The sequence below is a fragment of the Desulfosediminicola ganghwensis genome (assembly GCF_005116675.2).
Taxonomy (GTDB): domain Bacteria; phylum Desulfobacterota; class Desulfobulbia; order Desulfobulbales; family Desulfocapsaceae; genus Desulfopila; species Desulfopila ganghwensis.
In genome coordinates, this window is the sequence record NZ_CP050699.1 from 3,980,602 (window position 1) to 3,994,193 (window position 13,592).

The window sequence follows — 13,592 nt, forward strand, 5'->3', positions numbered from 1 at the left end:
TACGCAGGAAGTGACGATTCAAGGCCCCATGGTTGGAACTCTTATCGCTTCATGACTCTTTTTTTCTAGGCTCATCAAATGATTTCAGATCCAGGACAAACCTTTTCAAAGCCCCTTCAACTCTCGCATTGATTGACTTAAAAGGATATGAGCCGCTCGGCAGGCGATTGCCGGCCGGTATCCCGGTCAGCACTTCTATGGCATCATCGACACTTTCTACTGACCAGATAGTAAACGTACCGTCTTCGATTGCCTGAACAACTTCGTCTTTCAGCATAAGATGGGCCGTATTGGAAGCGGGAATTATTACTCCCTGATCGCCGGTCAGCCCACGGCTAAGACAGAGGTCAAAAAAACCTTCTACCTTCTCGTTGACCCCACCAATAGCCTGCACCTCGCCCTGCTGACTGACTGAACCGGTAATCGCCACGCCCTGCCTGATTGGCGCTTCGGCCAGTGATGAAAGCAGCGCACAGAGTTCTGCACATGAGGCACTATCGCCCTCGACTCCGCCATAGGATTGCTCAAACACCAGGCTTGCCCGCAAGCCTATCGGCATCTTACGCAAATACCGCGAACGCAGAAATGATTCGAGGATAAGTACCCCTTTGGAGTGGATCGGACCACCCAATTCAACCTGCTTTTCAATATCTATCACTTCATTGTCAGAGCCTGGCCTGGTAAGAGCTGTAATTCTGGTTGGCAAGCCAAAATAGGTCGTTCCTAAGCCTATCACTGAAAGGCCGTTGATCTGCCCTATCTTCTCACCATCTGTTTCAATATGGCGAATACCCTTTTCTATCGCCTCGAACATCCTGTCCCGGATACGACCGGAACGACGCTGGGCCGCATCAAGTGCTGCCTGCACATCATCACGTACGATTACATCCCCTTGGCGCTTTCGCGCCAGATGATCCGCTTCCTGAATTATTGCCAGCAACTCTTCAAGATACAGACTCAGCTTTTCTCCATCACCCGACAAACGGCTGCTATGTTCAATTACCCGCGCCATGCCACCTCTATCCATCGGCAGCAACTCTTCATTCTCGAGCATGCCTGCAACCAGGGCGATGTACTGCTCGATATTTAACTCGCTACGATCCATGGCGTGCTCGAAATCCACCTGTACCTTAAAGAGCGAATCAAACTCCGGATCATAATATTTCAATAAATAGTAGAGGTACATTTCTCCGATCAGCAGCACCTTGGCCCGCAATGGAATCGGCTGCGGCTCCAGGCTCACGGTATTGATCAGTCCAAGTAGTCGCTCCAGGGACTCAATCCTGATCTGACCTGAGCGCAGGGTACGCTTCAGCCCCTCGTAGGCATATGGCTGCATCAGGAGACGCCGGGCATCAATGATGATATACCCGCCATTGGCCATATGCAGCGAACCGGGTTTGATGAGAGTAAAGTGAGTGGTGAGCATACCCATCCTGGCCCAGTTCTCAATTCTGCCGTGGAGGTTCTGGTAGGTTGGCAAATCTTCATAAACCACCGGCGCCGAGTTGCTATCGTTACCCACCAGGACATTCACTTCATACCGGTCAAACGATGGCGTCCCTGCCATCATGACCATAAAATGCTCCCTGGCATCTTCTGCATGCTGCAAAAAATCATCGGAATGTTCAACTATATCATTCTCGACTTCCTGCAAATAGTTCCCCAGATCTTCCCGATCCCTATATTTAGTCTTCAAAGTACTGATAAGGCTGGACACCGCCTGACCGGCAGTTCTGCGCTTGAAGTTCAGTTTCAAGGCTTCCGCCTCGCGCTTGAGCTGAGTTATTCGCTGCATGCCTTCCTGCAACTCGACCTGATACTTTTCAATAAGCTCATCAATTCTCTGCCGTGTTGCCGCCGGCAGCTTTAAGAATTGTTCTGTATCCAGGATGTTGCCTTCTCCATCCATGGGCGCGACCATTATACCCTGATCACTCTTGACCACAGCAATAGATTCCCTTTTGGCATTCTCCTCTATCTCGCGATATATCCTGTCGACTTTGCGCTTAAGATCCTCCTGGACCGCCTTCATCTGCGCCTTTACTGCTTCACTCTCAAAAACGGTGCTGAGCGTCACCTTCATCATACTGATCAGGTCGCTCATCTCTTTTTTGAAGATCGCAGCCTTTCCGTTTTGAAACTCAAGCGCCAGAGGCTTGTGCGGTAACTTGAAATTATGGACATAGCACCAGTCGCTGGGGGCTGCTATGGTGAGCGCTTTCTGATCAATAAACGAACGAATAACCGTGTGCCGCCCGGTCCCTTGTGGGCCTACGACAAATAAATTAAACCCCTTATGTTCAATGCCTATTCCAAACTCAACCGCCTCCAGAGCTCTCTCCTGCCCTACAATCTGCAGGGTGTCCTTGAGCTCACTGGTACGCTCAAATGGCAGAGAAGCAGGATCACATCTCACAACAGCCTTTGAAGCCGGCACTGGTCGAATGGTCATTCTTCACCTCATTTTGGTCGATACAATATACTTTTGGCTGAAGGTTACGCTTCACTAATATGATAGCATGCACCGACAATTCACGACAATTGAGGTGAGAGTTTATTCTGGAAAAAACGGAGATTTTTGCTCACTCATCTCCGACCTCCTTGCGATTTCAGCACAAATCAGCGATAAATGATCTTTGGCTGATTGCGTGGTGGGATACGCTTATAGGTAAACTTTGGTACCCCAACCATAGCTACACCATGAAGAATATGATCTTCAGGCAGACCTATGAACTCTTTCAACGGTTCCCACTGGCTAGCGGCAAACATTACATAGCCGGCCCAACAACTGCCAGCGCCAAGCGAAGGGAGAATCAATTCCATATAAGCGAGCGCAGTGTGACAGTCTACGGTAGCTATACCAAACTCTTTTGAAGCATGTGTGATAACCAGATGTGGCGCATCCCTGCAGATTCGGTCAATCCCCTCGTCCCAGTCAGCAATAATCCGCTCCATATTGTAGGAAGCTGCAACCTCTGGATTATGCTTAGAAACGACCCGCATCCAATCAATTACCTGAGCCGCTATGGTCTTCACATCTTCCCTGTCAAAAATCACCAACCACTCAACCGGCTGCTTGTTACTGCCTGTCGGCGCCTTACTGGCGATAGAGATAGCCTTGTCAAGAATTTCACGGTCCATTGGTTGCCGGCGATACGTTCTGATTGAACGACGCGAACTGAGAAACAATTCTGCCTGCCCTTCATCGGGAAGCAAAGTGCTTTCGATCTCGCGACAACTCTCAGGGGTAATTCCGTCAATCGAAATAGCCGCTTCGGGGCAGATAGCGACACAGTGGCCGCAGCGAATGCACAGCTCCTCACCACCTTCAACCAGTATCGGTCCCGCGTCTTCGAGTTTTAATATGCGTGCAGGACATTCAAGAATACAGAGTGAGTCGCGCAAACATTTTTCGTTATCAACAGTCAGGAACATTTTTCCTCCTTTAAATTATTTAATTACCCCTGAAGCTCGGTGAAAACTGGTCATAAGTCAGGCGTAAGGTGGGTGGCCGGCGTACAGGCAGATTAGATTAAGTTAACGTGCTCAATAACATATTTGACAGAGACTACATCCCGAAAAAGTGTAATAGAAAACCGGCTGTGGTACAATTTCACACCTCGTCCCCTCACAAATCTCTATATCGATTTCCCATTACCACGACACAGAAGTGCGGTTTCGGAAAAAGCCGCCAGTCAGTTTTTGTGGGGCATCCAACGCCAGCCAAATAATGGTATCGGCCCCCTCCTCCGCTGAATTAGGTGCATTTTCACCGCCCAGTTCGGTTCTCACCCAACCGGGGTCGGCTGCATTGACAGCAATTCCGTCATCTGCCAGATCCGCTGCCAGACTTATGGTCAGCATATTCAGGCCGTTTTTTGACAAACTGTAGGCGGGAGTTTCTCCAGTTAGATTTTCGATGGAACCTGCCCCGCTGGAGACGTTTATAATACGACTATTCTCTCTAGCCTTCAGCAACGGGATAAAATTATTACACATCCTCCACGGCCCAAGGAGGTTGACATCCATGGTGTATTCCACTTCTGCCATGGCTACTTTAGACACCCGCTGCCAGTTGTCATAATTCACCGCCGCGTTATTGATCAGAATGTCGAGATATCCATACTTCGTTGTCACATAGTGGACCAATGTCTCGACACTTTGGTTCTCACTCAGTTCCAGGGGGTGAAAGTCAAGCAGTCTTGCATGGGTAGCCATCTCCATCATCGCCAACTGCCCATCATGGGGGTTACGACAAGTAAAAAGTGTTCGGACACCACGCTCACACAAGCCTCTGACCACCGCATTGCCGATACCCCTGTTGCCACCAGTAACCAATGCCAATTTCTGATTATCCATTCAACGCCTCTTTACTCATTCTTTCTCCACCTTGCTGGCTATGGAGTACTTTAGGCTATCTGGTACATACAGTCTGACGATTTCCCCCGAACTGTTCGGCCCAGGTCAACCAAAACAATAGCACAGGATAACTGAGAAGAGAGTATTTTTCTATTATCTGAAAAAAGTTGTCCAGGCCTGCGGCAGATACAGGCCTAGACAGAGGAGAGAATAGTGAGGTCTCACTTTGAAGAAGGTGCTATGGGATTTGTGCATGGTGCTTCAGGAGATCATTCATTTCACCCTGCGATTCGACCAAAGGCTTGTCATTTCCGCACATCGTTTATTCTGCACGCCTCTATTTCGTTTCACAATTGAACGTACCCCTTGTACAACCGCATTAGACACAACCTATGTGAGAGAACCGGCAGAAATTGATTAGCTTTAAGTTATAATAATTCTGTGTTTTGCCGAAAACATAACAACAGGTGTACATCATGTTTGCCTGACACAATCATTTTCCATCAGCCAGAAGAATCAGCTTGCCTTTTGAACGACAAGTGACTAAAAAAATCATCTGTGTCTTCAGCTTTTACACCGCATACTGCACGGTTTTTATTAATTTCTTCAAACGCTTCTCATGGCACCTTGCTCGAAGCAACCACGGCAGCACGCGTAATTATTGTTCATCAACACCAAGGAACATAATGGTTCATACTGTCAAAAATACTACTATTCTTCCCCATGGCTATCTCGACCTGCTCTCGCAGATGGAAGCTCACCGCTTACTGACTGCCAGTCAGGGGAAAATCCATGAACTTTTCCGTAACTGCTCACTCGCAGTTCTCAATTGCGGCGATGATCTCGACGATAGCAGAAAATTGTACGAGCGCTACCCCGACTTTGATATCGCTGTCATTCGTGAGAATGGTGGTATCGCCCTGGAACTGCAAAACGCTCCCGCCAGCGCCTTTGTAGGCGATAAAGTTATTCAGGGTATCCGTGAACATCTTTTTGCAGTTCTCCGGGATATTGTTTTCGCCGAGGATACCTTATACTTAAACCCGGCCCTCAATCTCACCACCAGCCGGGGTATCACCAATGCGGTATACCATCTGCTTCGCAATGCCGGGGTGCTCAACCCCAATTTGGAATCAGGCTTGATAGTCTGCTGGGGTGGGCATTCCATTTCACGGGAAGAGTACGATTACACCAAGGAAGTTGGCTATCAACTTGGCCTGCGTAGCCTCAACATATGCACCGGCTGCGGAGCAGGAGCCATGAAAGGACCAATGAAAGGTGCCACCATAGGTCATTTCAAGCAGCGTTTTACCGAAGGACAGTACCTGGGTATCACCGAACCGGGCATTATCGCCTCCGAATCCCCAAACCCCATCGTCAACGATCTGGTCATCATGCCCGATATTGAAAAGAGGCTTGAGACCTTTGTTCGCCTGGGCCACGGGGTTGTTGTCTTTCCTGGTGGCGTCGGAACAGCCGAGGAGATTCTCTACCTGCTCTCCATCCTGTTAGATCCAGCCAATCAGGACATCCCCTTTCCATTTGTTCTCTCAGGCCCCTCTTCAGCCAGGAACTATTTTGCTGAGATAGACCAATTTATCGGCCTTACCCTCGGAGAGGAAGCTCGCAGCAAATATGACATTATTATTGATGATCCTGAGCGAGTAGCCCAGGTTATGGAAAGAGGTGTACAGAAAGTCAGTGAATACCGTATGCAGAGCGATGACACAATGTTCTTCAACTGGTCATTGAACATCGATTACGATTCACAGATTCCATTCGAACCAACCCACGAGAACATGCTCACTCTTGACCTGAGCCTTGACCGTCCAGCCAGAGAACTTGCTGTGGATCTGCGTCGGGCATTTTCCGGAATCGTGGCAGGCAACGTAAAGCCAGCTGGCATTCAAGCGATTGAAGACCATGGTCTGTTCCAGCTTCGAGGCCAAAGCGAGATAATGGACTCGCTTGACAGTATGCTCAAGGGGTTTATCTCCCAAAATCGCATGAAAATCCCCAGCGATCAGGAGTACCTCCCCTGCTACTCCATCGTCCAGGATGAGGCATTGGCCGAACTCAAAAACTAGGAGTCTGATATAGCCCAACGGACCGACCTTCTACGCCCCGTGTGCCAGGGTATTTTCCATCGTGAATATCCTGGCCCTCTCGTATCAGTATGCTAGTACATTTTTTATTGAAATTACCGTCAAATTCCGTATTCTAGATCATTCGACTTCACTGTATCGGAGTCGTTATTTCTACTATTGAAATAACAGCGAAGAAAAGAGGCTACCCGGCTACATTTTGGCCGACAATTGGCTTGCTCAATCACCACTGCTGACCCGGATCATTGTGAAATAAACAAAGGGTTCATGAATATACGGTCTAATCTCAGGAATGTATTAAAAAATCAAGGAGTAAAGAAATGAGCACAGATATAAAGTCTATCGAAATGCCTGACAAAAATGGCTGGTTCGGCGAGTATGGAGGCAGCTTTATTCCACCACAACTTGAAAAGATTTTAGGTGAAATCAATGAGGCATATCTTGAAATCACCCAAGACCCTGCGTTTCATGAAGAACTGAACATGCTCTACCGCGACTTCGTCGGTCGGCCAAGCCCTATTTTTCATCTGAAAAATCTTTCCACCAAAGTAGGTGGCGCCCAGATATATCTCAAACGCGAAGACCTCAACCACACTGGGGCCCATAAGATTAATCACTGTCTTGGCGAGGCCCTGCTGTGCAAGAAAATGGGCAAAAAGAAAATTATCGCAGAAACCGGTGCGGGCCAACATGGCGTCGCGCTTGCCACCGCTGCAGTCCTGGTCGGGCTTGAGTGCGACATCTATATGGGTGTAATTGATATAGCTAAAGAGCACCCCAATGTCGTGCGTATGAAGATCCTTGGTGCCAATGTCATCCCGGTTGATCGCGGAACACAAACTTTGAAAGATGCCGTCGATGCTGCATTTGAAGCGTATCTTGAAGACCCGGTCAACCAACTCTACGCCATCGGCTCGGTAGTAGGTCCACACCCGTTTCCGATGATGGTTCGCGACTTTCAGGCCGTGGTGGGCAATGAAGCAAGAGTACAGTTTCAGGACAAATATGATAAACTGCCAGACAATCTCGTCGCGTGTGTAGGTGGCGGCTCAAACGCCATGGGACTTTTCAGCGCCTTTCTTGATGACAAAGATGTAAAGATCTGGGGTGTCGAACCATCAGGCCGAGGTTTCAAGGATGGAGATCATGCCGCAACGTTGACCAAAGGCAGCCCCGGAGTACTGCACGGTTTTAAATCATATGTACTCCAGGACGACAAAGGCGAACCGCTACCCGTCTACTCAGTTGCCAGTGGTCTCGACTATCCCGGTGTCGGACCACAACATAGCCTCTTGAAAGATATCGGTCGTGCGCAGTATGTTACAGCCAGCGACTCAGAAGCAATCGATGCGCTTTTCGAGCTTTCCAGAACCGAAGGCATCATTCCCGCAATCGAAAGTGCCCACGCAGTCGCTTTTGCAATTAAGCTCGCCAAGGATCTGAAGGAAGACGAAACCATATTGGTGAATCTTTCCGGCCGCGGCGACAAGGATATCGACTTCGTCGTCGAGAATTATGGTAAAAACTACGGCGTATAAACCACCACCGCCCTCTCCTCTATTTAGGAGTGAGAATAGGCCTTATGCTTGGTCATTGCGTCGGAAAGTAAGAGTGGGCATGCCACTCTTACAGGAGACAGACAGGATTATGTTGGAAATAACTGAAGAAGCGATGAAATTTTTCCCGGATCTCCGTCAGGAGGGAGATCACCGTCCAGCCATACGTATCGCCGTGATGGGAACCGGCGGCACAGACACCGGCCTTGGTCTGGTACCCGATGAAATTCTTGAAAACGATCTTGCTACCCAGCATGGCGAATTCACTGTGGTGATTGACAAAAAACTCATGGAATACTGCCAATCAATTACCATCGACTTCAGCCACGGTGAACCGAACCGTTGCGCTTCACTTTCCAAACGAGGATTTGCTATTAAGGCAAAAAACCCTGTAAAGCTCTGATTGGAACTATCTAAACTATTCAACCAAAACGGGGCTTCTCACCAGTTGGTGAAGCCTCGTTTTTTTTTAGCGACGTTTCAAATGGATTTGAGAATTGAACCTGCCTGGCTCACAATCAGATACATCATGGCAGCGAACGATTCGTTGTTTCGATACCTCTTGAACAATTTCCAGCAGCTTAAAACAAACTATTAAGTCCCTCAAGGCAAGCATTTATGTACATGGAGATCCATCGTTGAATAACCTGCTCAGCATGGCGTGATTTCTCAGAGTCGTGAGAGCAACTAATAACGCTGGAAGTATATTTATTGCCCTCGAGTAGCAAGGTCACTTTCACAATGAAAACCTTGATGCGTTGCCATGCCTGTTCAATGCTCCCACCATTTTGAATCCATGCCGGAGACTCTTTGATCCGCCTTGCAGACGCTGTTCCAGTTTCCTTGTGTCCTCACACCGGATTGACAAATCTCTGAACAATATGAAACCAGTCAATCGAGATTTTGTTTACGCAAATGTTCTATAAGATTGCTGGATGAACTACCTTCAAATTCAAGTAAGAAACTGATTATATGAACGTTTTTCATTCCTCTCCCAGAGGCTACGAAGAGAACACGTTCAGAGGACTTAACCATATCAGTAAAAAATGGTTACATAAATGCGACCACGTTTGCCGCCAGTTTCATCAAGCCAAACTGAGCATAGTTCTGAAAATCGAAGTCCGCAGAAAAACAATTTAGGACAAACTCAACCTTGATAAACTTGATCTTTAACGAAACCTCCTCATATACTTCATGGTAGGAAGTTGTTTCCCTGAAGCCACATGTTTTCAACGGTTTTTGCTCATACCTCAACGTAATATCGATGAATTATATCTTATTATCTGTTTTAACTTCGGAACATCTTCCCCGGAGAAAGTTTTCTTGCAGCTATTCATCTGTAATGAGACGGGATTTTTGTTACAGGCAGGTATTGTATACCACCCCTGTGGGCTAGGACATAAAAATTGTTCATTAAGTAGTTTGTGTGTTGTCCCAATTTCCTATTCAAACTGTATGCGGAGGTAACCATGAAGATAAAAAGGAGGGACTTTCTGAAACTGACTGCAATGGCTGGTGCTGCCGTGGCGGTTAATGGGTACGCTCAGTCTGAGCCGGAAATGAACAGTCTTGCTCCATTGGGGGCAGACAGGACATCAAGCCCAGAAATAGGTGAATGGAAACCAACCACCTGTCAGGGATGCACCACCTGGTGTCCCGCTGAGGTATTTGTCCAGGAAGGCCGGGCGGTAAAAGTTCGCGGTAATAGGTATTCCAAGCAAAATGATGGTACTGTCTGCCCGCGTGGTCATCTTTCCCTGCAACAGGTATACGACCCTGACAGGATCAAGCAACCCATGAAACGGACGAACCCTGAAAAAGGAAGAGGGGTCGACCCGAAGTTCGTGCCTATCAGCTGGGATGAGGCGTTGAACACTATAGCGGATAAGATGATGGCGTTGCGCGAGGCTGAAGAACCGGAAAAATTCTGCCTTATGAGGGGACGCTATACCTATCTGCGCGACATTATCTATGATGTGATGCCCAAAGTATTTGGTTCACCAAATAACATTTCCCACAGTTCAACCTGTGCCGAAGCGGAAAAATTTGGGGCATTTTATACGGAAGGATACTGGGACTACCGCGACTATGACATATCGAATTCAAAATATATTCTTATCTGGGGCTGTGATCCTGTAGCCAGTAATAGAATGGTGCCCGCCACGATCAGGCGGCTTGGTGATGCTCTTGACAGGGCGACCGTTGCCACGGTTGACCCTCGTCTCACCACAAGTGCTGCGAAGGCAAACGAATGGCTCCCGCTACAGCCAGGTACCGATGGTGCACTGGCACTCGGCATTGCCCATGTCCTTCTCAGCAGTGGGGCCTGGAATAAGGAATTTGTCGGTGATTTCGCAGACGGTACGAACCTCTTTAAGGTGGGCGCAACTGTTGATGAGGCCTCCTTTATCGAAAAGGAAACCAACGGAGTCGTCAGGTGGTGGAATCTTGCGGTAAAAGACATGACCGCTGCAAAAGCTGCTGAGATCTGCGGAATCCCGGAAGATCAGATCGTCAGGGTGGCAAAAGGGCTGGGCGAGGCTGCACCAAATGTGGCCGTATGGATGGGGCCGGGAGCAGCCATGCAGGCCCGGGGTGCCTATTCGGCCATGGCTGTCCATGCGCTGGGCGGCCTACTCGGCAGTATCGATAATGAAGGCGGGTCGCTACAGACTGCCAAAATCCCTGTCAACAAACTCAACGCAGATCTTCTCGGCAAACATCAGGATGAACTGGCCAAAAAGCATTCAAAGCTTGAAAAGATCGATCAACGCGGTCGTCTGGAGTTGCCGGTTATCGCCAAGGGTAAATCCGGTGGTGGGGTTTCGACCAATAATGCTGCAAAGGGCATTCTTAACAAAGACCCAAATGAAATCAAAGTGCTGGTAGGGTATATGAACAACTTCCCGTTCTCCTGCAACGGCACGGATCTCTGGGAGGAGGCGCTTTCGTCGGTTCCATTCACCGTGCATCTGACCACCAATGCCTCTGAGTTTACCGTATTTGCAGATATCGTGCTGCCGTGCACGGTGAATATGTATGAGCGATACGGGTTTGTAAAAACCAAGGCGAACCGTTACGCCACCTGCACCCTGCTGCAGCCGGTGGTCAAGCCATTTTGGGATGTCATTGACGACGAATCCGCCTTCCCGTTCCTGATTTCCGAAAAACTCAAAGATCGTGGTTTCTCAAATCTCTACGACTGCCTGGTGGAGATGTACTCAGACCCGGAAACCGGAGCAAAAGCCACTACCCCGGAAGAGTTTACTCTGTTCGCCTTGAAATACTACACCCACCCCCTGTGGGACGGCAAAAAGGACACCCACGGTGACAAGATCAACGGCTGGTCCGAGATGCTTGAAAAGGGTATGTGGAACTCGGGAGCATATAAATATAAGTCGCATTGGGGTGGCAAGTTCGCCACCACCACCAAGAAATTTGAATTCTACAGCGAGACCTTGAAAAAGGCACTTGCAGGCCATGCGGAAAAGCACAATGTCGATGTGGACACGGTTATGGAGAAGAGCAATTATACCGCCAGGGGCGAGCTTGCCTTTGTACCGCACTACGAGCCGCCATTGCGCCATGGCAGTGAGCAGGAATATCCTTTTGTCTTTATAGATTACAAATCACGCCTCAATCGCGAAGGTCGCAGCCAGAATAGCCCATGGTACTACGAGTTCAAACATGTTGACCCGGGCGATGTGGGACACCAGGATAGCCTGCGCATCCACCCCACGGATGCCAAAAAACTGGGAATCAGTAACGGCGACAAGGTGAAAATCACCTCCATGGGAGGCAGCGGCGAATGCGTTGCCCGGGTCTGGGAAGGCGTGCGGCCCGGTACAGTCAGTAAAGCCTACGGCCAGGGCCATTGGGCATACGGCCGGACCGCGACGGATGATTTTATGAAGAGCGCAACCAAAGGCGTGAACAACAACACCATCATTCCATGGGAGCTCGAACGCCTCTCCGGCTCGAACGCCCGTAACGGTGGTCATGCTGCAGTTCGTATCGAGAAGATCTAGCAAAGAGGAGGACATAAGCAATGACACAATATGGAATGATAATAGACCTCAGAAAATGTGTTGGCTGCGGAGCCTGCGCACTCGCATGCAAGACCGAGAATAACACTGCGCTCAGGAATAATGGTCAAACCCATAACTGGGCAGATTTCATCCATGAGACAACCGGAACATTCCCTAACACCAAATTCCGTACCATCCCGGTACTCTGCAATCACTGCAGCGATGCCCCATGTGTCGAGGAGTGCCCGGTTGAGCCAAAAGCTATGTATAAAACCGCTGATGGCATCACCATGCATAATGATGAGCGCTGTATCGGTTGCCGGGCCTGTCAGGGCGCCTGCCCCTATAGCATGGACCATGTTGAGAAAGACAGTGCTTCAGGCGAATACAGCGTTATCAGTTACAATGAGGAGGGTGAGTCGACTCAACCGTTTTATACAGACAACACCCAAGTCATCAAAGACTGTTCAACCTCTGCGGCGGAGATCGCTTCATTGGCAGGGGCTACCCCGCCGTATAGAACAGATTACCAGCACTCTGAGTACGAAAATGTCCGTCGTGACAACATCGTCGAGAAATGCATTTTTTGTGATCACAGGGTAAAAAACGGCAAGCAGCCTGCCTGTGTGGAGGCATGTCCTTCAAACGCCAGAGTTTTTGGCGATCTTGAGGACAGCAACAGCGAGGCGGCGAAACTGCTCGCCGATAACAAGGGGTTTGTCCTGCTGGAGGATGAAGGTACTTCGCCAAATGTCCATTATATACGCGACTATTCAGCACGCTAATCTCAACTCAAGATACAGCACCGTCAAATTGAGGCGGTGCTGTTTTCTATTACAGCGAGACACTATCACCTACTATGAGCAATCCAGAAACCATCATACACCGCAGTAACTGTTTCAAACTACTCGCTGCCTGCTTTTATGAGCCGGATAAAAAGATGTTTCTCGAAGAGAAGGTGACCGAAAATCTCAGCGGCCTGTTGATAACACTCGATCCGGAAATGGCTCCGAATGCGCAGCAGTTGACTGAAACGTTTGAATCTTCTTTAGAGGAACAGCTCAAGGTTGATTATGCATCTCTTTTTGTCGGCCCTTTTGCGTTGCTGGCTGCTCCATATGGCTCTGTCTACCTGGAGGCTGGAGGGCGGGTGCAAGGCGAGTCAACTGTTGCCGTGCAAAGGTGTTATGACGAGGCAGGACTCTCACTTGATATTCAGGAGCCGGCTGATCATATCGCTATTGAACTTGAGTATATGAGCTATCTGTCGTTGCGTGAGGGGGAGGCAGTTTCTGCCGGCAGGAATGCTGATGCCCGGAAATTATGGGAGATGCAGGCGCGTTTTTTAGGTCAGTTCATGTCCTGGGTTCCCTATTTTTGCCAGCGAATTGAACAAGGTGCAATGACAGATTTCTACAAAAAACTGGCACAATGTTTAGCGTCATTTTTTCAGCATTGTAAAAATGAATACATTGTTGAGCCAATCACTCTGTGAGCGCTGCCATCTCATTTGTCATGATTTCAACCTTAACCCAAAAGCT

Annotated in this window: 9 protein-coding genes; 6 read left to right on the forward strand and 3 right to left on the reverse strand. The window is 48.8% G+C overall.

Annotated elements, in window-relative coordinates:
• Positions 1 to 49: 49 nt before the first annotated feature.
• The 3 genes from FCL45_RS17020 to FCL45_RS17030 all read right to left on the reverse strand — a co-directional run bounded on the left by FCL45_RS17020 (position 50) and on the right by FCL45_RS17030 (position 4,362).
• A complete protein-coding gene (locus tag FCL45_RS17020; protein ID WP_136799641.1) occupies positions 50 to 2,455 on the reverse strand; it encodes a Lon protease family protein in 2,406 nt (801 codons plus the stop codon).
• 167 nt (positions 2,456 to 2,622) lie between these two features.
• Positions 2,623 to 3,438 (reverse strand): nitroreductase family protein, encoded by an 816-nt coding sequence (locus FCL45_RS17025; RefSeq protein ID WP_136799640.1) that lies wholly within the window; start codon positions 3,436 to 3,438, stop codon positions 2,623 to 2,625.
• Between the two features lie 219 nt (positions 3,439 to 3,657).
• Positions 3,658 to 4,362, reverse strand: a complete 705-nt coding sequence (locus FCL45_RS17030) for an SDR family NAD(P)-dependent oxidoreductase (RefSeq protein ID WP_136799639.1) — start codon at positions 4,360 to 4,362, stop codon at positions 3,658 to 3,660.
• Positions 4,363 to 5,048: 686 nt separating this feature from the next.
• Here FCL45_RS17030 and ppnN point away from each other — a divergent pair.
• The 6 genes from ppnN (at position 5,049) to FCL45_RS17060 (ending at position 13,546) form a co-directional block, all read left to right on the forward strand.
• On the forward strand, positions 5,049 to 6,449 hold the full coding sequence (gene ppnN / locus FCL45_RS17035) for a nucleotide 5'-monophosphate nucleosidase PpnN (RefSeq protein ID WP_136799638.1): 1,401 nt from the start codon (positions 5,049 to 5,051) through the stop codon (positions 6,447 to 6,449).
• Positions 6,450 to 6,787: 338 nt separating this feature from the next.
• Positions 6,788 to 8,005: a tryptophan synthase subunit beta gene (trpB, locus tag FCL45_RS17040; protein WP_136799637.1), complete on the forward strand. Its 1,218-nt coding sequence runs from the start codon at positions 6,788 to 6,790 to the stop codon at positions 8,003 to 8,005.
• Positions 8,006 to 8,114: 109 nt separating this feature from the next.
• Complete coding sequence (locus FCL45_RS17045) at positions 8,115 to 8,426, forward strand: hypothetical protein (protein WP_136799636.1); 312 nt, start codon at positions 8,115 to 8,117, stop codon at positions 8,424 to 8,426.
• A gap of 1,066 nt (positions 8,427 to 9,492) precedes the next feature.
• Positions 9,493 to 12,051, forward strand: coding sequence for a molybdopterin-dependent oxidoreductase (locus tag FCL45_RS17050; protein ID WP_136799635.1), 2,559 nt, complete (start codon positions 9,493 to 9,495; stop codon positions 12,049 to 12,051).
• A 20-nt stretch (positions 12,052 to 12,071) separates the two neighbouring features.
• Positions 12,072 to 12,836, forward strand: coding sequence for a 4Fe-4S dicluster domain-containing protein (locus FCL45_RS17055; protein ID WP_136799634.1), 765 nt, complete (start codon positions 12,072 to 12,074; stop codon positions 12,834 to 12,836).
• A gap of 74 nt (positions 12,837 to 12,910) precedes the next feature.
• Positions 12,911 to 13,546 (forward strand): TorD/DmsD family molecular chaperone, encoded by a 636-nt coding sequence (locus FCL45_RS17060; RefSeq protein WP_136799633.1) that lies wholly within the window; start codon positions 12,911 to 12,913, stop codon positions 13,544 to 13,546.
• The last annotated feature ends 46 nt before the right edge of the window (positions 13,547 to 13,592 follow it).